General features: G+C 36.8%; 21 protein-coding genes. 17 read left to right on the top strand and 4 right to left on the bottom strand.

Annotated elements, in window-relative coordinates:
- Window positions 1-783: 783 nt before the first annotated feature.
- Together ACIQXW_RS14885 and ACIQXW_RS14890 are read left to right on the top strand one after the other, a co-directional pair.
- The gene (locus ACIQXW_RS14885; RefSeq protein WP_340822969.1) at window positions 784-2055 is read left to right on the top strand and encodes an L-lactate MFS transporter; all 1272 of its coding nucleotides are present in this window, start codon (window positions 784-786) and stop codon (window positions 2053-2055) included.
- 354 nt (window positions 2056-2409) lie between these two features.
- The gene (locus tag ACIQXW_RS14890) at window positions 2410-3102 is read left to right on the top strand and encodes an AIM24 family protein (RefSeq protein ID WP_402763311.1); all 693 of its coding nucleotides are present in this window, start codon (window positions 2410-2412) and stop codon (window positions 3100-3102) included.
- Between the two features lie 304 nt (window positions 3103-3406).
- Here ACIQXW_RS14890 and ACIQXW_RS14895 read toward each other — a convergent pair whose 3' ends face one another.
- Window positions 3407-4657 carry a BaiN/RdsA family NAD(P)/FAD-dependent oxidoreductase gene (locus ACIQXW_RS14895; protein WP_402763314.1) on the bottom strand — a complete coding sequence of 417 codons (1251 nt, stop codon included), beginning with the start codon at window positions 4655-4657 and terminating at the stop codon, window positions 3407-3409.
- A 198-nt stretch (window positions 4658-4855) separates the two neighbouring features.
- Between ACIQXW_RS14895 and asnB the strand changes: the two genes are divergently transcribed.
- From asnB to ACIQXW_RS14915, 4 genes are all read left to right on the top strand, one after another.
- Complete coding sequence (gene asnB, locus ACIQXW_RS14900) at window positions 4856-6703, top strand: asparagine synthase (glutamine-hydrolyzing) (protein WP_340822972.1); 1848 nt, start codon at window positions 4856-4858, stop codon at window positions 6701-6703.
- Between the two features lie 253 nt (window positions 6704-6956).
- Window positions 6957-8570, top strand: coding sequence for a putative polysaccharide biosynthesis protein (locus ACIQXW_RS14905; RefSeq protein ID WP_402763317.1), 1614 nt, complete (start codon window positions 6957-6959; stop codon window positions 8568-8570).
- Window positions 8571-8578: 8 nt separating this feature from the next.
- On the top strand, window positions 8579-9292 hold the full coding sequence (locus ACIQXW_RS14910; RefSeq protein WP_402763320.1) for a pseudouridine synthase: 714 nt from the start codon (window positions 8579-8581) through the stop codon (window positions 9290-9292).
- A 163-nt stretch (window positions 9293-9455) separates the two neighbouring features.
- On the top strand, window positions 9456-10961 hold the full coding sequence (locus ACIQXW_RS14915) for a GGDEF domain-containing protein (protein ID WP_402763323.1): 1506 nt from the start codon (window positions 9456-9458) through the stop codon (window positions 10959-10961).
- A gap of 74 nt (window positions 10962-11035) precedes the next feature.
- Here the strand turns inward: ACIQXW_RS14915 and ACIQXW_RS14920 are convergent, their stop codons facing one another.
- Window positions 11036-12208 carry an MDR family MFS transporter gene (locus ACIQXW_RS14920; protein WP_402763326.1) on the bottom strand — a complete coding sequence of 391 codons (1173 nt, stop codon included), beginning with the start codon at window positions 12206-12208 and terminating at the stop codon, window positions 11036-11038.
- Between the two features lie 138 nt (window positions 12209-12346).
- Window positions 12347-12568, bottom strand: a complete 222-nt coding sequence (locus tag ACIQXW_RS14925) for a DeoR family transcriptional regulator (protein ID WP_025220342.1) — start codon at window positions 12566-12568, stop codon at window positions 12347-12349.
- Between the two features lie 358 nt (window positions 12569-12926).
- Here ACIQXW_RS14925 and pepV point away from each other — a divergent pair, with 358 nt between their 5' ends.
- The 8 genes from pepV (at window position 12927) to ACIQXW_RS14965 (ending at window position 22032) form a co-directional block, all read left to right on the top strand.
- Entirely contained in the window at window positions 12927-14330 is a 1404-nt protein-coding gene (gene pepV, locus ACIQXW_RS14930) for a dipeptidase PepV (protein ID WP_340822986.1), read from the top strand.
- A 177-nt stretch (window positions 14331-14507) separates the two neighbouring features.
- On the top strand, window positions 14508-15362 hold the full coding sequence (gene dat / locus ACIQXW_RS14935) for a D-amino-acid transaminase (RefSeq protein WP_401020778.1): 855 nt from the start codon (window positions 14508-14510) through the stop codon (window positions 15360-15362).
- A 200-nt stretch (window positions 15363-15562) separates the two neighbouring features.
- The gene (locus ACIQXW_RS14940) at window positions 15563-16570 is read left to right on the top strand and encodes a nuclease-related domain-containing protein (protein ID WP_402763331.1); all 1008 of its coding nucleotides are present in this window, start codon (window positions 15563-15565) and stop codon (window positions 16568-16570) included.
- 3 nt (window positions 16571-16573) lie between these two features.
- Entirely contained in the window at window positions 16574-17527 is a 954-nt protein-coding gene (locus tag ACIQXW_RS14945) for a diacylglycerol/lipid kinase family protein (protein ID WP_402763334.1), read from the top strand.
- A 77-nt stretch (window positions 17528-17604) separates the two neighbouring features.
- On the top strand, window positions 17605-18252 hold the full coding sequence (gene trmB / locus ACIQXW_RS14950; protein WP_340822991.1) for a tRNA (guanosine(46)-N7)-methyltransferase TrmB: 648 nt from the start codon (window positions 17605-17607) through the stop codon (window positions 18250-18252).
- 21 nt (window positions 18253-18273) lie between these two features.
- Window positions 18274-19137 (top strand): YtnP family quorum-quenching lactonase, encoded by an 864-nt coding sequence (locus ACIQXW_RS14955; RefSeq protein WP_340822992.1) that lies wholly within the window; start codon window positions 18274-18276, stop codon window positions 19135-19137.
- Between the two features lie 538 nt (window positions 19138-19675).
- Window positions 19676-20704 carry a PTS sugar transporter subunit IIC gene (locus tag ACIQXW_RS14960; protein WP_340822993.1) on the top strand — a complete coding sequence of 343 codons (1029 nt, stop codon included), beginning with the start codon at window positions 19676-19678 and terminating at the stop codon, window positions 20702-20704.
- A gap of 101 nt (window positions 20705-20805) precedes the next feature.
- Window positions 20806-22032, top strand: coding sequence for a carboxylate--amine ligase (locus ACIQXW_RS14965; RefSeq protein ID WP_401020770.1), 1227 nt, complete (start codon window positions 20806-20808; stop codon window positions 22030-22032).
- Window positions 22033-22627: 595 nt separating this feature from the next.
- Here the strand turns inward: ACIQXW_RS14965 and ACIQXW_RS14970 are convergent.
- The gene (locus ACIQXW_RS14970) at window positions 22628-22942 is read right to left on the bottom strand and encodes a hypothetical protein (protein WP_173477578.1); all 315 of its coding nucleotides are present in this window, start codon (window positions 22940-22942) and stop codon (window positions 22628-22630) included.
- Window positions 22943-23108: 166 nt separating this feature from the next.
- On the opposite strand from ACIQXW_RS14970, the gene ACIQXW_RS14975 reads away from it, so the two are divergent.
- The 3 genes from ACIQXW_RS14975 (at window position 23109) to ACIQXW_RS14985 (ending at window position 25378) form a co-directional block, all read left to right on the top strand.
- Window positions 23109-24185 (top strand): M42 family metallopeptidase, encoded by a 1077-nt coding sequence (locus tag ACIQXW_RS14975; protein WP_401020767.1) that lies wholly within the window; start codon window positions 23109-23111, stop codon window positions 24183-24185.
- A gap of 58 nt (window positions 24186-24243) precedes the next feature.
- Window positions 24244-24765, top strand: coding sequence for a DUF84 family protein (locus tag ACIQXW_RS14980; RefSeq protein WP_340822999.1), 522 nt, complete (start codon window positions 24244-24246; stop codon window positions 24763-24765).
- 94 nt (window positions 24766-24859) lie between these two features.
- Entirely contained in the window at window positions 24860-25378 is a 519-nt protein-coding gene (locus ACIQXW_RS14985; protein WP_340823001.1) for a hypothetical protein, read from the top strand.
- The last annotated feature ends 20 nt before the right edge of the window (window positions 25379-25398 follow it).

Genomic DNA, 25398 nt, shown 5'->3' on the forward strand with positions numbered 1-25398 from the left:
GAAGCAAAACCCATTTTACTAGCAATGAACTAGGACTATCATTCTATAATAAAGTACCATAAAAGAATAGCTTGTTGTAATACAATAACAGCTATAAAGTATCTGTTTTAATTGTGTACTATAACAATTTGTTTTCTAATATCACATTAGTATTAGGAAATAAATAGGAAGTGGTATAGAAGTTTATTTTTTTTCAAAATAAAAATTTATATTTGAATAATAAAAAATAATTGGCTATTTATCTTTAGAATGAGGTTATACAAGATAATTTTAAGAAATAATTTACATTTAAATAATATAATGGTTTAACTTACTTATGTTATAGATACTTCAATTTTTTTGCGCAAAGAAAATTTGCTTTGTTATCGTTTTAAAATTCTCTTTCGTTCTTAATATTTCTGTATGTCGATTATTTCTATTTTTACGTAACAAACTAATTCCTATTTTTTATCTAGCTGTCTTATAGTGAGAAGTATTATTTTCTATGTGAAATTATGCACATATTTAATTATTTTAAGATAGTTTATTTAAATCGATAAAGTACAGTAGAAAAGTAATAATAGCTAAAAAATGTTGATGTTATTGTCCGATAAACGTATTTTTTCTTAGAGGCTGTAGTGATTTCTGTATTATTAATATATGGTGAACGATAAAAAACTTTTTAGAGAAATAATATTTTTTAGAAAAACATCTTGCATTTGAATAATTATAAGTGGTAAATTGTTTTACATGGACGTTCATAGAATTTTCACAGGTAGCAAAAGAGGGGAGAAATGAGAATTTATGAATAAAAATAGATGGTTAATTGCATTATCTGCAATCGCTATTCACCTTTCAATTGGTGGAGCCTATGCATACAGTGTATACAAGCTGCCGATTGTCACAGAAATGGGATGGAGTGAAACGAAGGTTACGATTGCCTTTACAATTATGATGGGGCTTGCAGGTTTTTCAGCAGCGCTATTTGGTAGTTTAGTAGAAAAAATGGGTCCACGTAAATCTGCTATGGTAGCTGCAGTGCTGTTTGGAGCAGGACAAGCAGGAGCAGGTGTTGCGATTTCTATGGATTCTGTAACATTGTACTGGCTAACTTACGGCTTACTAAGCGGATTAGGTATGGGGATTGGTTATATCGCACCTGTATCAACTTTAGTTAAATGGTTCCCAGATCGCCGAGGTTTAGCAACAGGTATGGCTGTATTAGGGTTTGGTTCGGGTGCACTTATTACTGCACCAGTAGCAGCGAACTTAATGGAAGCAGTCGGCATTTCTACAACTTACTTTATTTTAGGGGCATGTTACTTCACGTTAATGATTTTAGGGGCTTCATATATAGCACCGCCAAAACCAGGTTATATGCCTGCGAATATGAAAGCGGCTGCAGAAAAAGGCAAGAAAGTAGTGAAAACGGACTTAGCTGTTATGTCAGCTCGTGAAGCTGTGAAAACAAAGCATTTCTGGATGTTATGGTCAATGCATTTAGTAAATGTAACAGCGGGTATTATGATGATTTCTGTAGCATCTCCGATGGCACAGGAAATTGTGGGCTTATCAGTTGCGGGTGCCGCAGCAATGGTAGGAGTAATGGGGTTATTCAATGGTGGTGGCCGATTAATTTGGGCTGCTGTGTCTGACTATATTGGTCGTCCAAACGTCTTTGTTATTTTCTTTACAGCACAACTTATTACATTTATCGTATTACCACATACGACAAACGTTATTATTTTCCAAGCACTTATTTTCTTAGTAGTTAGTTGTTATGGTGGTGGTTTCTCAAACCTACCTGCATTCGCAAGTGATCTATTTGGTACTAAACAACTTGGTGTCATCCATGGTTATTTACTGACAACTTGGTCATTAGGTGGCGTATTTGGTCCACTTCTAGTGAGTACTATTAGAAATGCTTATGACAGTTACATTCCTGTCTTTTATATATTTGCAGGATTGATTGCCATTTCATTCATTATTTCAATAACGTTGCGTGCTGATGTACGTAAACAAACAGCGTTAAAAGCAGCATCACAAAAAGTTGGAGACGTCTCCGCTACACGATAATTTTCACTTTCAATTCGCACTTGAAGGTATAGCCGTATTAGTGTCATATCGCATATGACACTGATGCGGTTTTTATTTGTAGCGATTGTTATACAACACTTGATTAATCTCCGTCTAACATATAACAGCTGTTTGTTGATGTCAACATTATTATGGTAAATAAAGTGATTTTGGTACTAAAAGAGAATTTTTGCAACGATATTCTTTTATTGATGACAGCACATTGCTGTAGAAATAATCAAAATTATCGTAAATGAAGGTGTTCGTTCCGTTTGTCTGTTGAAAGTAACAAGAGTAAGTGAATCTTTTCGTGACATGCAACGTATATAAGGTAATAAAGAGGAGGAGATGTACATGTGGAAGTATTCATTGAACGACTTCGTAAACACGACACAACAAAATGATCATGTAAACGAATATTTTGAATTAGAAACGGAACGTGTACTAGAGGTTAACTTAGATGGTGAGGTCTGGTCGAAAATGGGGGCTATGATTTCATACATAGGCGATATTAAGTTTGAGCGGGAACGTGTTTTAGAGCATGGTCTTTCAAAAATGTTTAAAAAGGCACTGACAGGCGAAGGAACGCAACTTATGAAAGCAAAAGGGAAGGGACGTCTCTATTTAGCTGATCAAGGGAAAAAAGTGACTATTTTTGATTTGAAAGACGAAAGCATTTGTGTAAACGGAAATGACTTACTGGCATTTGAACCAACTATCAATTGGGACATTCATTTAATGCGTAAAATGGCTGGTATTATGTCTGGTGGATTGTTTAATGTAACATTACAAGGAAGAGGTAAGGTAGCCATTACAACTCATTTTGAGCCTTTAACTTTATTAGTGAAGCCTGGTGAGACGGTTTATACAGATCCACATGCTACAGTAGCGTGGTCAGGCAATTTAACACCTGAATTTAAAACAGATATTAGCTTCCGTACGTTTATTGGACGTGGAAGTGGTGAATCGATTCAAATGGCTTTCTCTGGCGAAGGGTTTGTCATTATTCAGCCATATGAAGAGGTTTATTTGTCTGGTGAAAGTTAAAAGAAGCGCTACGGTATCAGTAATTCACAGGTTGCAAAGAAGCAGAGACATAAGTGAAAAAGTGTTAGATTGATTGCCATCAATCTAACACTTTTTTGCAATGCCGTTGTTGTCCGCTACGGCGGTTGCTTTCCGCGGGCACACCGTAAGCCGCAACCCTCGCTAACGCGCGGTTTGTTGCGTCTTACGCTGCGTGCGTTCCCGCAGGAGTCACCGCCTTTGCTACCATCAACTAGTGCATTCTTCTAACATATTTTAAAGTTTTGTCCTGGCACCTTTGTCGTTACCAATTGAATCGAGTTATTTATAATGCGGCGTTCATTCCTGCAATTCGCCCTGTTACTAGTGCAGACGTAATATTGTAGCCGCCTGTATAGCCATGAATATCCAAAATTTCACCACAGAAAAATAAACCTGACTTTTTCTTGGACGCCATCGTTTTCGGTTCGATTTCTTTTACAGATACGCCACCACCTGTAACAAATGCTTTGTCGAGAGATTGCGTACCACTAACAGTCATTGTGAAATTAACTAGTAGATGTGCTAGAGCGCGGAATTTTTCTTGAGATAATTCAGTGCCAGTCATTTGAACATCAATGTTTGCACGGTCACATAAGAATAATAGCCAGCGTTCTGGTGCGACACCTTTCCAAACGTTTTTCACAGCTTTTTTCGGTTCTTCTTTAATAAGTTTATTTAAATATTGCAAACATGTTTCTTCATTGTAGTCCACAAGTGTTTGAATTCGCATTGTGACAGGCTTGTAACCAGTTTTCATCAACTCTTTGACAACAAATTGACTACAGCGTAAAACGGCAGGACCGCTTAATCCAAAATGCGTAAAGAGCATGTCCATTTGATGTGTTACAAGTGGCTTGCCTTTTTTATTGAGAACTGAAACCGCAACATCTCGTAATGCTAGTCCTTGGAGCTCTCTTGTTTGAATAAACTCTTCCTTCGATAAGATGGGTACTTCAGTTGGAAATAGTGTTGTCACATTGTGGCCAGCTCTCTCTGCCCAAGGATAGCCGTCACCTGTAGAACCTGTTTGAGGGACTGCCTTTCCTCCCACTGCAACAACAACGGCCTCACATCGTACTTCTATACCGTCCGCTAAGCGCACACCAAGAATTTTTTCTTCATCCATTAGTAATTTGTTAACAGGAGTATTTAAGCGAACTTCAACATGTAGTCGTTGCAATTGACGAATAAGTGCATCGACGACATCTTGCGCACGATTTGACACAGGGAACATACGACCATGATCTTCTTCTTTTAATGCAACACCTAGGCCCTCGAAAAAGGCAATAATATCTTCATTGCTATAAACAGTGAATGGGCTATATAAAAAACGACCGTTACCAGGAATATGTTTAACAATTTCTTCAACAGGTAGTCTGTTCGTTACGTTACAACGCCCACCTCCAGAGATTGCGAGCTTTTTACCAAGCTTTGTCCCTTTTTCAAGTAGTAAAACTTTCTTTTTTCGTTCTCCAGCAGCGATAGCAGCCATTAATCCAGAAGGGCCGCCACCAATAACGATTACATCATACATATATGTGAACTCACTTTCTTTTCATTTTTAGGAACTTTTCCTATTATACATGAAGTCTATATAGAGGGCGGCTACTTTACATTGAAAATTATAATAAAGTGCATTATAATTTTTTATCTATAATGACTGCATGAAATGAACGGCTTTTCGTGCTATGATGGTAGAGGTTATGCACTAAATTATGAGGTGAAAAAATAGATGTGCGGATTTATTGGCTATATTAATGGAACAAATGTGATTGATCATCACCAAACAATTGAAAATATGATGAATACGATTATTCACCGTGGACCGGACAGTGGTGGTATTCATAGTGACGATAAAGTAACGTTAGGTTTCCGTCGTTTAAGTATTATTGACTTATCAGACGTGGCAAATCAACCTCTTTATAGCCCAGATGGCGACATCGTGCTTGTTTTCAATGGGGAGATATATAATTTCCAAGAGTTACGTGAAGACCTTCAAGCAAAGGGTCATACGTTTAAAACTAAATCAGATAGTGAAGTATTAATTTTCGGCTATATCCAGTACGGTGTAGAATTCGTCAAACAGCTTCGCGGGATGTTCGCATTCTGTATATGGGATAAAAAGAAAGATTTACAATTTATCGCACGTGATGGCTTCGGCATTAAACCGTTGTACTATACGGAAAACACAACGGATGGAACATTTATTTTTGGTTCAGAAATCAAATCTTTCATGCCACATCCAGCTTTTATTAAAGAATTAAACAAAAATGCATTACGTCCTTACTTAACATTCCAGTATTCTTCAATGGACGAAACATTCTTTAAAGGTGTGTACAAATTACCACCAGCGCACTATATGGTCATTCAAAATGGACAAAAACAAATTGTGCAATATTGGGATAAAAAATTCCATGCTAAAGAAGCGCCAATTGAAAAATATGTGGAAAATATTCGTTCAACAGTGAAAGAATCTGTAGACGCCCACCAAATTAGTGATGTAAAGGTTGGTTCTTTCTTATCTGGCGGTATTGACTCAAGTTATATTACATCATTATTACGCCCTGATAAGTCATTCTCTGTCGGTTTCTCTGACTATGAAGATATGTTCAATGAAACAAACTTAGCAAAAGATTTATCAGATACATTAAACATTCAAAACGAGCGTAAATATATTTCGGCGGATGAATGTTTTGAAGCATTACCAAAAATTCAGTGGCATATGGATGAGCCACAATCAAACCCATCTTCTGTACCGCTTTACTTCCTATCAGAGCTAGCGGCGAAGGATGTAACAGTAGTACTTTCAGGTGAAGGTGCGGATGAAATTTTCGGTGGCTATTCTTGGTACCAAAACTCAGGTAGAATGCAAAAATACGAGAAGGTGCCATTCGGTATTCGAAAAGCATTACGTGGTGTTGCAGAAGCGTTACCTAAAAACCAGTACACGCATTTCCTTGTAAAAGGCGGTCAAACCGTAGAAGAACGATTTATTGGGGAAGCGGTTGTTTGGGATGAGGAAGATGCTTTAAATGTTCTAAAACCTGACTACAAAAACGGTCCTTCTGTCAAAACGATTACAAAACGTATTTATGATGAAGTACCAGGTGATGATGATATTACAAAAATGCAGTATTTAGATTTGAATTTGTGGATGCCTGGAGATATTTTATTAAAGGCTGATAAAATGAGTATGGCGCATTCTATTGAATTGCGTGTACCGTTTTTAGACAAAGAAGTAATGGAACTTGCAAAAGACATTCCATCAAAATATCGAGTAAATGATATCGATACGAAATATGTGCTTCGTCAAGCAGCGCATCAAGAGTTACCAGAAGAATGGGCAAAGCGTCCAAAGCTTGGATTCCCAGTACCAATTCGCCACTGGTTGCGTGAAGAAAAGTATTACAATATGGTGAAGGACATGTTTACAACTGACTTTGCCAATGAGTTTTTTGATACAAAACAATTAGTTGGTTATTTAGATGAACATTATGAGGGCAAAGCAAATCGTGGTCGCTATATTTGGACAGCTTATGTGTTCTTAGTATGGTATAAACAATTCTTTGTTGATATGTAACATAGAAGTAGCAGTTCAAAGAATCTATCCGATTTTTTGAACCGCTATTTTTTTGGGAATGTGCTAATTATTTAACATCAAATTAATCGATTGAAGTTTGGGATGTTGCTTCGAAAATTTTTCAGCGTAATTATGCATCTGTTTTCTTTTAAATATGTTAAGATAACAGTTGGTTTACTTATTTATTGTTTCAAAAGTGATGACGTTTGATCACTTATAAAAGCTTGATTTTACTAATGAATGGATGGATACGATGTCCAATTTAATGAAAGGTACAGCGATATTAACTTTAGGGATGTTTTTATCCAAGGTGCTTGGATTAATTTATATTTTTCCCTTTTATGCGATTGTTGGGCAAGAAAATATCGCGCTGTATCAATATGCATATATTCCTTACTCAATTATGCTAGCAATAGCCATTTCAGGCGCACCCATTGCTGTTTCTAAGTTTGTTTCTAAATACAATGCAATGGGAGATTATCAATCAGGTCGCAAGCTGATGAAGTCAGGTATACTCATTATGATGATTACGGGTATTGCGTCATTTGCTGCCCTTTTTATACTTGCAACACCGATTGGTGAGCTCGTTATAAAAAGTGATGAACAGAAATTTACAGTTGAGCAAATTGCTTCTGTTATCCGCTGGGTAAGTTTTGCACTGATTGTTGTGCCATTTATGAGTTTGTGGCGTGGCTTCTTCCAAGGCTATGACAAAATGGAACCAACAGCAATCTCGCAGTTAGTGGAACAAATTGTTCGAATTGTCGTGTTATTAGGCGGTTCTTTCTTAGTAGTAGTTGTGTTTAATGGCAAACCTGAAACAGCAGTTTCTTTTGCCGTATTTGCAGCCTTTATCGGTGCAATTGGTGGTTTAATGGTGCTCTATTACTATTGGAAAAAATATCAACCTGAATTTAATTTATTGCGTAGTCAAAGTGTTACTTCAACACAGCTACCAATGTCGAATATTTATAAAGAAGTGATAACATATTCGATTCCTATGGTATTTGTAGGGGTTGCCAATCCATTATTTCAATTAGTGGATATGCTAACGTTTAATGGAGCGATGAGTTCAATTGGCTTAGCGAAAGTTACAGATGAATATTTATCGATGATCAACTTTACAACACATAAAGTTGTAATTATTCCAGTTATGCTAGCTACTGGCTTTTCGATGGCACTAGTACCGACAATAACAAAATATTATACACAAGGTGAGTATTTATCGCTACGTCATGCGATGGATAAAACATATCAAATATTGATTTTCATTACCTTACCTGCTGTTGTTGGTATTTCATTATTAGCAAATGAAATTTACTTTATGCTTTATTCAGAAAGTGAGATGGGCGCAGCTATTTTAGCACATTATGCACCAGTTGCGATTTTATTTGCGTTGTTCCAAGTTACTGCTGCACTGCTACAAGGCATCGACTTTCAAAAGTGGATTGTCTTCAGCTTACTATCAGGTATTTTAGTCAAACTAGCACTTAATATAACGTTCATTCGTTCGTTAGAAGCAGATGGAGCTATTTTGGCAACTGCGATTGGCTACAGTGTATCCATTATTATTAATATGTTAGTCCTTAGAAAAACGCTTAATTATAAATCAGAAATGGTATTACGTCGTGTAATGCTTATTACACTTTTAACAGCTGCGATGGCAGTAGGTGTATTAATTGTCCATAAGCTATTAGAACTTGTAATGGGACCAGTGGATGGCAAATTCTCTGCGCTCGTATACTCTGTTATTTGTGCGGCAGTGGGTATTGCTGTTTATGGATATTTGTCATTACGTCTAGGCTTAGCACAAAAATTACTTGGTGAGCGATTGACACGTATTACAAGTAAATTTGGATTTAAATAGGAGGAACTATGCGTTTAGATAAATTACTAGCGAATATGGGCTATGGCTCACGAAAGGAAGTTAAGCAACTCCTAAAACAAAAGGCAGTTTCCGTTGATGGCACATATGTGAAGGATGCAGCAATGCATGTTGACCCCGACCAACAAAATGTTGTCGTCTATGGTGAACGTGTTGTATATACAGAATTTGTGTACTATATGATGAATAAGCCTCCTGGTGTTATTTCTGCAACTGAAGATTTACGAGATGAAACGGTCATTGATTTATTGGATCCGCTACACCAGCATTTTCAACCATTTCCTGTTGGGCGTTTAGATAAAGATACAGAAGGCTTGTTACTGTTGACGAATGACGGTGTATTGGCACATAATTTATTATCTCCAAAAAAACATGTACCAAAAGTGTACTATGCCAAAATTGAGGGCATTGTTACGCAGGAAGACGGAGAAATATTTGCTCGTGGTGTTGAGTTAGATGATGGCTATGTAACAAAGCCAGGCGAGCTAGTCATTTTGAAATCTGCACCGCAATCAGAAATTGAATTGACGATACAAGAAGGTAAATTTCATCAAGTGAAACGTATGTTTGAAGCAGTTGGTAAACATGTTATCTACTTAAAACGCCTTTCTATGGGTAGCCTACTACTTGATGAAAGTTTAGCATTAGGTGAGTACCGTGAGTTAACGTCTGAAGAATTAGCAGGTTTACAAAATAGAGATTAAAAAAATCCTCGATGCTGTACTTTTAGTATCGAGGATTTTTTTATACATGTTTGTCCCAATAACTGTATAATATAATATATCAATAAAATATTATAGGGGATTATAGCGTACCGAAAATTTTATGTTCAAATAATGATAGTGAAGATGAGTAGAGGACATGTTAATGAAAAAACTACGAATTAAATTATTAATATCTTTAATTGCCTTTGCGTTAATACTTGTTGCTGTAATTTCTTCTGTAAATAGGCAAATACTTGTGGCAAATATTGAAGACCAAGAAGCTAGTAATCGAACATTAATTGAAAATCATATTCTAACGGATATGCAAACTGTAGACAATGCACACTTTTATTTTGATAAAAATATTTCGGAAGACATGGAACAAGAACTGCAAGCATTAGCTATTTATTATAAGGAAAATCCTAATCTTGCTACGTGGGATTTACAGCAAATGAAAAGCAACCATGGCATGGATATATACATATTAGATAAAACGAATACCGTCATTTATACAACATTTGAAAAAGATAGAGGGCTGAATTTTTCCCTTTGCTGTAAAAACTTTTCTGCTTTATTAGATGAAAGAAGAGCGAGTGGACAGTTTTATACAGATGGCATTGATATTTCGACAACTACAGGTGAGTATCGAAAATTTAGTTATTTGGCAACGCCTGATAAAAAATATTTATTAGAGCTTGGCTTGAAATTAAGTGAAGTGCCTGTTTTTCAAACGTTCAATTTTGGGAAAACCGCTGATTATTTAATTGATAAATATGCTGATTTGCTAGATTTACGAACGATTAATGCAGGGGGTATTTTTTTCTCAGACACAGATCCCAGTCGAACTACTGTAAAAAACCAATCAAAAAAATTTCAGGAGCATTTTAAGTTAGCTCTTCAAACGATGGAGCCAGCTGAATATCAACAAGAGTTAGGCAATGGTTATATAGAGACATATCGTTTTATACCATATGAGGCAGAGGCTATTCGAGGTGCATCTACAAAGCGAGTAGTGTATGTGAAATATGGTAACGATACGAAGCTGACTGCACTTGCCAATAATACGAAACAGTTTTGGTTTGTTCTGATGATTGCATTAGTAACATCATTTATTATGCTGATGGTTATTAATAGATTGTTATCTAAAACGATACAATTAGCAACGTATGACCCACTAACAAATGTATTCAATCGTGCTACATATATAAGTAAAATGGATAAGTTATTAAGAAAAAGAAAAGCCAATACGCCTGGTTTATTATTAATAGATTTAGATAACTTTAAGCAAGTAAATGATCAATTTGGTCATGCAGAAGGCGATAGAATTCTTATTAAAACAGCCAATATTTTAAATGAAGCCGTGAAAAACAATGGCTTTGTTGTAAGATTTGGCGGCGATGAATTTGCAATTGTTTTATATGATACGAACGATGAGCTTATGGTGCAGTTAGCAAATGCCATTTTAGCGAAAATACGAAGTTTAAAGAATGTCGATAATATGAAATGGTCTGTAATTTCTGTTAGCATGGGCGGGGTAATTTGTGAAAAACCAAATGAAACAGAATTAAGTTTATTTGAACGAGCTGATAAAGCATTATATCTGTCAAAGAAAGCAGGTAAAGACCAATACTCCAGTTATGATGAAGTTGCATCGACAGAAGAAAAGTGAAAAAGCACGAGACAAGTAGGAACAGGTAAACTGCTGACCTACGTGACTCGTGCTTTTTTAAGTGAAGGGCATTGTTAGGAAACACCTTGTGTTTTGGAACGATAGAACAGGGAACTACATAAAACAAGGACAGCTATTACAACAAACATTGCATCAATATAATGCGTTAAAAGCCATCCGCCAATTATAGGACCAATAAAACCACCTAAATTTTTAAACTGGGATGCGCCTAAATAGGTTGCCTTTTGTGTATCTGGCGCAATTTCATCAATCATAACATTCATCGTTGGGAAAGCAAATATTTCGCCAATCGTAAAAATGACCATTGCACAAATGAACAGTGGATATCCCGTAGATAAGCCAAATAACGTTAAACCAACCGCAAAGAACAGGATACCAATAAGAAGGATGGTTGATGATGAAAAACGCTCTGAAAAAATACTAATCGGTAATTGTAGTAAAAGTACAACCGCCGCATTTAACGAAATGAGTAAAGAATAGAGCTTAGCACCATCTTCGATTTTAAGCTCAATAAGTTGCGGAAGTGTTGAATCAAATTGGGAGTAGCCAATATTTATTAAAATTGCCCCAAAAATAAAGCTCAGTAATACTTTGTTTGTTAAAAGAATCGTAAAGGTTTGAAGCACTTTTGTTTGTGTTTTAGCTTTTTGTTGCTGCATTTCATAACGATTCAAAACGAAAAATAAAAATATTGCATAAATAATGTACATAGCACCTGTCAGCATAAACGGAATGCTAGGACTGGATAACTGGGCTATATATACACCAATAAGAGGCCCTATAACTGCGGCTATATTAATGGCTGTATAGCGCAATGAAAACAATCTTTTACGTTTTTCTGCCGGAGTGAAATCAATCATTAATGCTTGTGTGGAAGGCTCAAAGAACGAGCGACATAAACCGTTCAACGCATTTAGTACGACGAAGAACCAAATCGTATGTGCTGTAGCAAAGCCGAAGAAAACAATACTCCAAACGAGTATCGTAAGTAAAATGACACTTTTGCGACCAAAGCGATCTGTTAAGTAACCACCAAAAAAACCGCCTACTGTGGAAATTAATGGTGCAATACCAATGGTCAGCCCTATTTGTAAAGGGGAGGCATCAATTTCGTTATGTAAATATATAGCTAAAAAAGGCATTGCCATAAAGCTCGCAATACGTGTAAATATAGTACCACCTAAAATAATCCAAACGAGTGGGTGGAACATCTTGGATAGTTGCATAAAAATCCTCCTCTCAACATGTAGAATGTTTCGAGTGTAACGGATTGTGAAGAGACTGTAAATAGAAAAAAAGAATGACCCCGACGAAAGGTCATTCTTTTTTTCTTACAAAAATGCTTTACGCAACGTGCGCAAAAACTAAGACGTCAATTTTACTTTTTTACTCGTCGTTGTCCATTTGCCTCGACTTGGACTCATCACCAAATCGTTAAAGGCTAACACGTTCAAATCTCTTTGAACGGTGCGAGGAGTGATGCTAAACTCTTCGACTAAATCCTGTGTAGACACGGTTCCTTTGTCTAAAATAAACATGTACACGTCTTTAATACGATTAAGCATTCGATCAGTAGTTGGTTTCATAAATGAACCACTCCTTCATCTTAATTCACTTGGCATAGACTAGCGGACGACACTATGTGCGGAGTGCACTGAGGCTTTTTAAATAGCTGCCTTAGACATCCCCTTTTCTAATTTTATGTTCAGAACAACAATTCTGATAACTCTATTATATAGAAAAACGAAGCAATTTTCTAGTGAATGCAATAGAAATTTACAATATATACATAAAGAATTGGCTGTATTTTGTGGACATTCGTGTAAAAGATGCTATATGTGGTAGTGTAAAGGGAAGATAGGTAAATGATAGTTAGAAAGACGATTGTATTTTTCTAAGTAAAGAGTAGAATAATCTTATTATAAAATGGAGGAGGTACATAGTATGGATTGGTTACACGCTGCAAAGGAAAGACAAGATGAATTAATAAGAGAGTTGCAAGAGCTCGTGCAAATTAATAGTGTATTGGATGAAAAAACGATAACAGCAGATGTGCCGTTTGGTGATGGACCGTTAAAGGCGCTGGAATGGTTGTTAGCAAAAGGTGAAGCTGAAGAGCTACAAACGAAAAATGTTGATAATTATGCTGGACATATTGAAATGGGCCAAGGTGAAGAATTGCTCGGTATTTTATGTCATGTTGATGTTGTGCCTGAAGGTGATGAAACGAATTGGACGTATCCACCTTTTAGTGGCACTATTGCCGATGGGAAATTATTCGCCAGAGGTGCTATTGACGATAAGGGACCAACAGTTGCTGCATGGATGGCGATGAAGCTTGTGAAAGATGCAGGCATTCAATTAAACAAACGTGTACGAATGATTATCGGGACGGATGAAGAAACAGGCTTCCGCTGTGTCGACCATTATTTTAAAAATGAGGAAATGCCAACATTCGGTTTTGCACCAGATGCAGACTTCCCACTCATTAATGCCGAAAAGGGCATCGCTGAGCTTGTGTTCTCTCAAAATAAAACTGGGGATGCGACGAAAGAACAGCTACTACTATTTAATGCTGGTAAGCGTCCAAATATGGTACCAGATTTCGCAAAAGCGACAATTCAATTCGTATCTGGACAATTCGAACAGAATTTTCAAACATTTTTAAGCAAAAATCAGCTAGAAGGCTCTTTATTAATAGAGGGTTCTCACTATATAATAACTATCAAAGGAAAAGCAGCTCACGCAATGGAACCTGAGAAAGGTGTCAATGCAGCTGTTTACCTTGCAGCATTTTTACAGCAAGAGTTGACGACAGAAGGAAGTAAGCAATTTGTCGATTTTATCGCAGATGTATTCCATCAAGACCATTATGGCAACGCACTAGCATTACAATTTGAGGATGATATGTCTGGTAAAACGACATTAAATCCGGGTATTGTAACATATGATGTGGCGCAAGGTGGCAGTATGGTAATTAGTATGCGCTACTCTGTAACTTATCCATTTGATGAAAAAATTACAGAGGCTCAACGCTTAGCTGCTAATAAAGGATTTTCACTCGATATTCAAGATGATTCAAAACCGCATTATGTAAGCGAGGATGACCCATTAATCCAAGCGTTAGCCGGTGTTTACCGCCGTCAAACAGGTGATAACGAAACACCGCTCCTTTCTACTGGTGGTGGTACGTATGCACGCGTTATGAAAAAGGGTGTGGCATTCGGTATGTTATTCCCTGGTGAGCCAGATGTGGCACATCGTGCGGATGAATTCGTTGTCATTGAAAATTTAGTAAAAGCTGCGGCTATTTACGCAGAAGCAATTGTTGAACTTGCGGGAAAGTAAATGTAATCAGCAAGAGAGTGATGTCTTGACGCGCTTAGATAGACAAGCGCTACGTGCAACGCTCTTCACTGAATAAGTACTTTGATTTCCTATTTCTAGTCTTACTTTATTGTGTAATAGGAAACACCGCACTTGTAAATGCGAAAAACAACTCAAAAATGAAAAGGATGTATGAACATGGCATACTCATTATGGAATGATCAAATCGTTGAAGAAGGATCTATTACAGTTTCACCAGAAGACCGTGGTTACCAATTTGGTGACGGTATTTATGAAGTAATTAAAGTTTATAACGGAAATATGTTCACAGCACAAGAACACATTGATCGTTTCTATGCTAGTGCCGAAAAAATTCGTCTTGTCATTCCTTATACAAAAGACGTTTTACACAAATTACTGCATGATTTAATCGAAAAAAATAACTTAGAAACAGGTCATGTTTATTTTCAAATTACACGTGGTACGACATCTCGTAACCACATTTTCCCTGATGCAAGTGTACCAGCTGTCCTAACAGGTAATGTTAAAGCTGGTGAGCGTTCAATTGAAAATTTTGAAAAAGGTGTTAAGGCAACATTGGTAGAAGATGTTCGCTGGTTACGTTGTGATATCAAGTCTTTAAATTTACTTGGAGCAGTGCTTGCAAAGCAAGAGGCTTCTGAAAAAGGCTGCTATGAAGCAATTTTACACCGTGGTGATACTGTAACAGAATGTTCATCTGCTAATGTTTACGGTATTAAAGCCGGTAAACTTTATACACACCCAGCAAATAACTACATCTTAAATGGTATTACACGCCAAGTTATTTTGAAATGTGCAGCAGAAATTAATTTACCTGTTATTGAAGAGCCTATGACGAAAGGCGATTTATTAGCAATGGATGAAATTATCGTGTCTTCTGTTTCATCTGAAGTAACACCCGTTATTGATGTAGATGGTCGTCAAATTGGTGCAGGTGTTCCTGGAGAATGGACTCGTAAATTACAAAAAGCATTTGAGGCGAAATTACCACTTTCAATCAACGCTAAATAACAGTAAGTAATTAAAAAGAGCTACCTAAAACTTGGTTAATAGCCGAGCTGCTAGGCTAGCTCTTTTTTATAGAACAAAATATGCATGTATTCTCCTGAAACGTCATGTAAAATGAAAAGGATAGAGCCTTTAATTGGTATTAGTAAAAACCGCAATGAGGTAAAGTTGATATGGGGCAGTAAGATTGGAGTGACCTAAACATGGCACAATTAGTGAAAATACAAGATTATATTTCACGTTATCAAATTGATTTAGCTAGATATCCTACACAGTTTGTACGCTTAAAAAAAAGTCAATGGGAGCGTATTAAACGTCAATGGGAATTAGGAGAAGATATTACCGAATGGCAACATACTGAGAATGAAAAAGACAATGATTCATTTGATGAAAAGGAACGCTTCTCATTATTTAAAAAGATTTTTGCAGGGCGCCAAAAAGAAGAACTACAAGAAGATATTGAGCAAGTAGATATTACGAACGAATTTGCCAATGAGGAAGATATAATTCCGGAAGAAGAAACAACATTATCATTTGAACCTAATATTGTTTATGCACCTCAGTCCATCCATGAACTGAAGCGGATGTTTATTGACCAGTTTTTTCATTTTCAAATGAAATGGGCAAGCTCCACATTGCGAGAAAAATCGTATGTAGACCCTCGATTTATGCGTGATTCTTTGTTACGTACGTTGCTGCAAAACTTACCAGATAACTATTTAGTTTTTTACTATCCGATTTTACAGGTGAGAAAAGCACCAATCGAGTTAGATGTTGTGTTAATGTCACCGACAGAGTGTATTTGTATTACTGTGCTTGAAGCAGAGAATCAGGCGGTTTACGTAGGTGGCAGTGAACGCTTCTGGGTGAAAAAAGTTGGAACAAAGGATTCTAAAATACTGAACCCGATGATTAGCTTAAGCAGAATGGAATCTGTCTTAACACAATTATTTAAGCAAGATCAAATAGACATGCCGATTCGCAAGGTCATTTTAACACGTAACGGTTATTTTGATTACCCTGGTTCATCTTTTAGTGTTCGATTAGTCGATCGTCGTAATTATCATGAATGGATGCAATCATTGAAAAATGTTTCCTCTCCTATGAAACATATGCAAATTCGGGCAGCACAAACAATTTTAAATAACGTGCAAACGACGTCGTTTAATCGTGATATTTGGCAACAGACATCTTCAAAAGCTGAGGACTAACAAATGCGTGTATTATTTATTGTTAATGAGTGTGCAGGGAATGGAAAAGGTAAAATTGTTTGGAATAGACTACAGCAGCATTTAACCATTGACTATCAAGTCGTGCTCACACAATATGAAGGGCACGGTCAAGAAATTGCTAAGCAATGGGTGCAAAAAGACCAAACAAAAAAGTTAATCATAGTAGTTGGCGGGGATGGCACCGTTCATGAAGTTGTTAGTGGCATTGTACATAATAATTTAGTCGTTATTGCCGTTGTTAGTGCAGGCTCTGGTAATGATTTTGCACGTTATTTTCAAACATTTAAAAATGCGAATCAGATTGACACATATGTAAAAACTGAAATGCCTTCTACTATGATGGATATCGGAAAGCTGCAGCTAGGAGCTATTCAACACGAAGTGTTCGTCAATAATGCAGGCATCGGCTTTGATGCCTATGTCACAAGGCAAATAAATAAGTCACGTCTTAAATACTATTTCAATAAAATAGGACTAGGAAAGCTATCATATGCTGCTGCGGTTGTTAGAGGGCTATTTCGCTTTACTTGTTTCGATGTTACAGTTCTTGCGCAAAATGAAACGCTCCACTTTCAAAATGTCTGGTTTGTTGCTACGAGCAATCAACCGTATTTTGGCGGTGGTATGAAAATTTCACCTATGTCTAAAGCAGATGATGGCAAAATTGAGTTAACTATTGTTCACAATATTTCAAGAGTAAAGCTACTATTAATTTTCGCCACTGTTTTTTTTGAAAAGCATACTAAGTTTCGAGAAATATCTTTTTTACAAAGTGAACAATTTGAGATTATTGTGCATGCGAATAGCGTTGATTGTCATACTGATGGGAATTATATTGGCGCGATTGGGCATGATGCGGTTGTGCGATGTACAGTGCAACAACATGCGTGGAAATGTATAACATTGGAAAAACCGAAAAACGTCATTTCGCAATAATTTTATGCGAATGTGACGTTTTTACGTTATACTAATAAAAAATCAATAATTTAACTATTAAGAAATGAGGAAGAGAATTGAGATTAAGAAATAAGCCTTGGGCAGAGGAAATGATTACAAATCATCCAGAGGTGATTATTCCAAATCCTGAAGACTTTAAAGGAAATTGGCAAGCTGCTTTTGGTAACGATCACCCACTACACATTGAAGTAGGTACTGGGAAAGGTCAATTTGTAACTGGAATGGCCCTACAAAATCCAAATATCAATTATATCGGTATTGAGCTTTATGATAGCGTAATCGTTTGCGCATTAGAAAATATATTAGAAGCTAAATCTCCAGCGAATTTACGTTTGTTAAAAGTAAATGGCGCAGATTTATATAAATTTTTTGAAAAAAATGATGTAGACCGTGTGTATTTGAATTTCTCAGATCCTTGGCCGAAAATACGCCATGCAAAGCGTCGCTTAACGCACGAGGGTTTTTTGAAATTATATGAGTCGATTCTAGTGGATAATGGGGAAATCCATTTTAAAACGGATAACCGTGGTTTGTTTGAGTATTCGTTAATTAGTATGTCTGAATATGGTATGTTATTAAAGTATGTATCACTCGACCTACATGCAAATATGCCAGAAGATAATGTTATGACAGAATATGAGCAGAAATTTTCTGCAAAAGGACAGCCGATTTATCGTTTAGAATCGCAATTTATTAAAAAATAGTAAATAGTAGGGGGAGTATGGATGGATCAGTTACAGTTTCACAATATGTCATTATCATGGCTAAACGGGGGTGTCACTTGCCTTGATGGCGGTGCAATGTTTGGCGTAGTACCAAAACCACTTTGGTCACGCAAATATCCAGTAAACGAAAACAATCAAATCGAATTACCTACAGAGCCTATCTTAATTCAATATGATGGGAAAAACTATATTATTGATACGGGTGTTGGTTTTAACAAATTAAATGAGAAGCAATTGCGCAACTTTGGCGTAACAGAGGAATCGACTCTAGCTAATAGTTTGCAAGAGCTTGGCTTAACAACAGCTGATATCGATGCAATATTAATGACGCATTTACATTTCGATCATGCAGGTGGTCTTACGCAATGGGAAAATGAAGTGTTAGTCCCTACATTCCCTAATGCAAAAATTTATGTAACAAAAATTGAATGGGATGAAATGCGTGAGCCGAATATTCGCTCTAAGAATACGTATTGGAAAGAAAATTGGGAGCCTGTTCAGCATTTAGTAGAAACATATGAAGGTACGTTAGAGGTTGCTTCTGGCATTGAAATGATTCACACAGGTGGACATAGTGATGGACATGCTATTATTAAGTTAACACAAAATGGTGAAGTAATGTTGCACATGGCAGATATTATGCCAACACATGCACATCAAAATCCATTATGGGTTTTAGCATATGATGATTATCCGATGACGAGTGTATTTGCCAAGGAACGTCTTATGAAAGAAGCTTTAGCAAACGGCTACAGTTTTATTTTCTACCATGATGCATATTACCGTATGATTAAATGGAATGAGACTGGCAAGGAAATTGTTGATAAGTTAGAACGCAGTAGACAAGCTGTTATTACATTTTAAATGTTGGCTTAATGCGTAAGCACTTTTAAAGCCCGCATGACAGACTATAGGCAAGCCCCAACAATTTGGAGGCAAGTCTATAGTCTTTTTTATTTTAAATCGTATGAGTAAGACGCGTGCATCCGCAATAAAATTCTTTAATTAGTAACTACTGCTGTTGATTTCCGCTACGGACGGACGTTTTCAGCGGGCACACCGTAAGCCGCAATCCTCGCTTGCACGCGGTCAGTTACGTCCTACGTTTTGTGCTGTTCCCGCAGGAGTCGCCGCCCTTCGCTCCAACCAATAAGTATCGCTCTCTTTTCTGGACAGAAAAGGCAGTTTGCGTAAAGTCTGATTTTTTGTTAAAATTTCAAAATATTTTTTTGCATTATTCAGCTATTTGAAAACGACTACTTTCTTAGTGGTGGTATAATATGCTGTTTACCAATTTTAACATGTAATATTCTGAATATTACATATTGACTGATTAATCTAATATTAATATACTGAGATAACATCAAAGAGCGTTAGATTGACAGAAGGGAAATGAAATACAATGAAAAATTTTATCAATAATGTACTGACTGGTATGAGCATGGGGATAGTTGTTTGTTTAATTCCCAATGCATTAGTAGGTGAGATATTAAAACTAATAATCCCCTATGTGCCGCAGTTAGAAATCATTTTAAATACATCCGTATTAGCAATGAGTCTACTGCCAGTTATTATTGGGGTTATGACAGGAATTTGCTTTAAATTAACACCTGTCCAAACATGTAGCGTTGGACTAGCTGCTTTTGTCGGTAGCGGTGTATATACAATTGATTCTGAGGCGGGCATTACAATTGCCGGTATTGGTGTTGTTATTAATATTGGGATTACGACAGCTTTAGCTGTGTTATTTGTGCAATTTTTAGGTAATAAGCTGAAAGACTTTACACTTTTATTAATGCCTGCACTTGCTATGTTTGTTCCTGGGTTAATCGGGAACGCCCTTTTACCATATGTGCGAACAGGCTCAGGATATGTTGGTCTTATTATTGAGCATTTAACGACGTTACAGCCAGTGGTAATGGGCTCACTCATTGCTATGATTTTCTCAATATTAATTATTTCACCAATTTCTACAATAGGTGTAGCGACAGTAATTATGTTATCAGGTATCGGTGCGGGTGCAGCAAATCTCGGTGTTTGTGCATCTGGGGTAGGTATGTGTATTGCCAGTTATAAGGCTAATAATATTGGTACTGCCATTGCACATGTTGCATCTGCAAAAATTCAAATGCGTAATTTTTTCATGAAGCCAAAAATAGCATTTCCGATGATTATTACTGCGGGAATATTAGGCGCATTAGCAGGGCTCTTTGAAATTGTAGGTACACCATACAGCGCTGGTTTCGGTCTAGGAGGCTTTGTTGGCCCGTTGAAGTATTTAAGTTTAGTTGGTTGGACTCCCTATACGCTAACTATAGCAATTACGTTATTTATCGCTCTACCGATTCTATTAAATGTTGTCTTACTACGAATCTTCTCGATGAAACTGAAATGGATTACATCTGAAGACTATAAGGTGCATTATGAATAATTGAAAAGTCTCCGTTTGGGGGCTTTTTTTTTCGTGAACATTTTGGAAAATATGATACACTAAAAGCTATACTAAAACACAAAAGAGAGTTGAAATAGATTATGGTAACGGAGCAACCATTTTTACCAGTATTATTAGGATCAGATATGAATGCATACGGCATGGCACGAGCATTTTATGAGGCATATGGCATTAAGCCACTTGTTTTAGGACGTTCGCATTTAACAGCAACACAAGATAGCCATATTTTGGATTTTAAAGAAATTGATCGTTTAAATGAACAGGACGTATTTGCACCAGCACTTGCTCAAATCGCAAAACAATATGCTGATAAAAAATTACTGCTACTTGCTTGTGGCGATGATTATGCAAAGCTCATCATTAAAAACAAACCTGCACTACAGGAGCATTTTACAGTACCATATATTGATGAATCATTAATGGATGAAATTTTATTAAAAGAGAATTTCTATAAAATGTGTGAGAAGTACGACTTTAAATATCCGGGTACAACAACGGTGACAGCGAAAAACTATGAAAACTTCACACCACCGTTTAACTACCCAATAATTATAAAAGCATCGAATTCAGTAGAATATTGGGCATGTAAATTCCCAGGGAAGAAAAAGGTGTTCATTGCACATGATGAAGCGGAAAAAAGTGCAATTTTAAAAGCCATTTATAGTTCCACTTATCAAGATACAATGATTATTCAAGAATTCATCCCTGGTGATGATTCTTATATGCGTGTGTTAAATGCATATGTAGGAAAAGACGGAAAAGTGAAGCTAATGTGCCTAGGTAACCCGATTTTAGAGGAGCATTCGCCAGAAGGTATCGGAAGCTATGCAGCAATCGTAACGACATACGATAAAGAGCTTATGGACCAAGTACGCCACTTTTTAGAGGATATCGGCTATACAGGCTTTGCTAATTTCGATATGAAATACGACATTCGCGATAAACAATATAAGTTATTTGAAATTAATTTACGTAACGGTCGCTCAAGCTATTATGTAACGGCAAGCGGACATAATTTAATGAAATATGTAGCGGATGACCATATGTTAAATATCGAGCAACCGTTAACATATGTAGAGGATAAGCATTTATGGATGATTATTCCGAAAGGCGTGTTATTTAAATACGCATCAAACGAAAAGCTTAAGCTTGAAGCGCAAAAATTGATTCGTGAAGGGAAGTATACAAATTCTCTTTACTTCAATAAGGACATGAATGCGAAGCGTTGGGTAAAACTTACATTAAACAATTTAAATTATTATCGAAAATATAAAAAGTATTTTAATAATAAAGGTCTAGAAGAATAAGATTTATTAAAAGGAGGTATAACACATATACCTCCTTTTAAATTGTAGAAAAGTTTGAAGAACGATTCCTGCTATTGATTTTCGCTACGGGCAGGCGCTATTTTGCGGACACACCCTAAGCCTCGTTAATTGTTTGAGTGCCTGGCACTTAGCATAGATAGCTAACAAAATAGCTGCACCTAAATCGTAAAAATCCACTTCGCTTTCCACGGGCACAGTGTAAGCCACAACCCTCGCTGTCGCGCGGTTTGTTGCGTCTTACGTGCTGTGCTGTTCCCGTAGGAGTCTACGTGGATTTTTACTCGGACAGTCAAAAAATTCATGATTAGCAAAGTAAATTGTTTGAGTGCCTGTCACCCTCCCTCGTGGTTTACGCACAGAGCAAGGAGTGAATTCCGCGAAGCAAGGAGTGAATTCCGCGGAGCAAAGGGTGAATTCCGCGGAGCAAGGAGTGAATTCCGCGAAGTGAGGAGTGAATTCCGCGAAGCAATGGAAAATCCATGCCAGTAGCGAGTCCTTCGCTAATTTATGTAGTTATAAAAAAATAGCATGTGGAGACATCATAATGTCCACATGCTATTCTAACTTGTATTGTTTAGACTTCAGTCAATTCTACGACAACGCCAGAGCGTGCATCTGCAGCGAACTCGAATGTTTGCATTTCACCTTCGTGCATGCGTGAAATACCACCACGATAAACAGGAATAGTCATAAATCCGTTTGTGAAATTGTCAGTTTTCATAAAAATCCAAGAACCGTCTATTGGCGAATCTTTTTTAAATTCCTTTTTTATGTTTTCAAGTACTTGTCCTGCGGGTACATACGGAGAAACTTTTTCACTGGCTTCTTTAATAATGACTGCCGCGGCGAGGCCTGTTGCAACACCAATTAAAAAATCACGTAATTTCATGGGTAATTTCCTCCTTTTCCTATAGCTCTATTTTAGCATAGCACAAAGAAGGAAAGCACGTTCATTGTAAAGGACTTTCAAGAAATGTATCAATATTTCGACTTCTGAAATAATTATGATACAATAAGCAAGGAAGAAAATTCTACTTCGTGGGGAGAGAGTCATCATGAATGAGGAAACATTACAATTATTTAAAACATTAACTGAATTACCTGGCGCTCCAGGCAATGAGCATGCGGTGCGTGCATTTATGCGAACTGAGCTACAGAAGTACTCAGATGAGGTAATTCAAGATCATTTAGGTGGTATTTTTGGTGTAAAGCATAGTGCAGTATCAGATGCCCCTAAAATTCTAGTAGCTGGTCACATGGACGAAGTGGCTTTCATGGTTACATCGATTACTGATAATGGATTAATTCGTTTTCAAACACTAGGTGGCTGGTGGAACCAAGTTATGCTAGCACAACGTGTAGAAGTGTACACGAAAAATGGTGCAATTCCAGGTGTTATCTCGTCTATTCCACCGCATTTACTAACAGATGCTGAACGTGCAAAGCCAATGGAAATTAAAAATATGCTAATTGATGTTGGTGCAGACAACAAAGAGGATGCTATTGCACTTGGCGTTCGTCCAGGACAGTCAATCATTCCAGTATGTTCATTCACACCGATGGCAAACCCGAAAAAAATTATGGCAAAAGCATGGGATAACCGTTATGGCTGTGGACTTGCAATTGAATTAATGAAAGAAGTAAAAGATGAAAAATTAGCTTCTCATTTATATTCAGGCGCAAATGTAATGGAAGAGGTTGGACTTCGTGGTGCTCAAGTATCAGCTAATATGATAAAGCCAGATTTATTTTTCGCTTTAGATGCATCGCCAGCCAATGATATGTCTGGAGATAAAAATCAATTTGGTCAACTAGGTAAAGGGACATTATTACGAATTCTTGACCGTACAATGGTAACACATCGTGGTATGCGTGAGTTCGTGTTAGATACGGCAGAATCTAATCATATTCCTTATCAGTATTTTGTATCACAAGGTGGCACAGATGCTGGCCGTGTACATACATCTAATGACGGTATACCAAGTGCTGTAATTGGTGTTTGCTCACGTTATATCCATACATCAGCTTCTATCATTCATATTGATGATTATGCTGCAGCTAAAGCACTAATCGTAGAATTAGTGAAAAAAGCTGATCGTTCGACATTAGAAACGATTCGCGCTAATGTATAAGTAAAAGAAAAGGTGCCTATTAGGGCATCTTTTTCTATGCAAAGAAAGAGGGATTATAATGGAAATAGCGATTGGGACAACGAATAAAGCGAAAATCCAGTCAGTTCAAGCAATTGTTAATCAATATTTTGAAAAAGTAACTTTTACATATTTTAAGGCACCATCACAAGTTTCCAATCAACCAATAACTACAGAAGAAACAAGACTTGGTGCGATCAATCGTGCAAAAAATACATCGATTGCTACGGGTGCTATGCTTTCTTTTGGACTAGAAGGTGGCGTTACGGAAATAGATGGTGATATGTACGTCTGTAACTGGGGAGCTCTTACATTAGCTGATGGTACTACATATACAGCTGCAGGTGCACAAATTATATTGCCAGAAGAAATTGCCCAGGAAATAAGAGCAGGCAAGGAGCTGGGTCCGATAATGGAACAATACACTCAGCGATTAGATATTCGTCAAGGAGCAGGGGCGGTAGGTATTTTTACGCAAGGAATTGTGACTCGTCAGACGATGTTTGAGCATATTGTCTCGCTCCTTATTGGACAATATTTGTTCACATTAGCGCAAAAATAGTGTCTTTGAACTAGTGAGAATGGAGCAGTGATGTTGCAACTTATGTAGAATTTTTTTAAAATAGAAAAAAGTTAGCAATGAAAGGAAGATAGAAATGTCTCGTGTATGGCTACAAGCACTAGGATTAATGCTTTTACTATTGGGGCTTTCTGGCTGTAATCAATCGGTTGATGAACAAATTGCTAGTGGACTTCAAATAACGGAAACGGTATTTGCAGAAGAGCCAGAAGCATATACCGACAAAATTGGTCATGTACAATTGTTTTTACCGTCAAAATTTAAAATTGATGATAGTTCAGATGCTTATAATATTTTAATATCAAAAGGAATGGACTCTTATATTCTTTTCATCAATGATCGTGAAAAAGCCAATAGTAAACTCTATTATAATTTACTAAAAGAAGATAGCTCTAAAAAAGTCATCAATGAAACTACCTATGAAAAGGATGGTATTTTCGGTTTTGCTGCTGTTTCTAAAACGGATAATAAAGATGAATTTGAGTTAATTGTAAGCTGTGGTGGCGTAAAGATGACAACCATTTCACAAGTGAAAAATATTGAAAATAATCTTCATGAGATGACGAAAATCGTTCATTCGGTTAAGATTAAATAATTGCATAGTTTTGACCAAAG

This window comes from Lysinibacillus sp. NPDC097162, assembly GCF_044762185.1.
Lineage (GTDB): Bacteria > Bacillota > Bacilli > Bacillales_A > Planococcaceae > Lysinibacillus.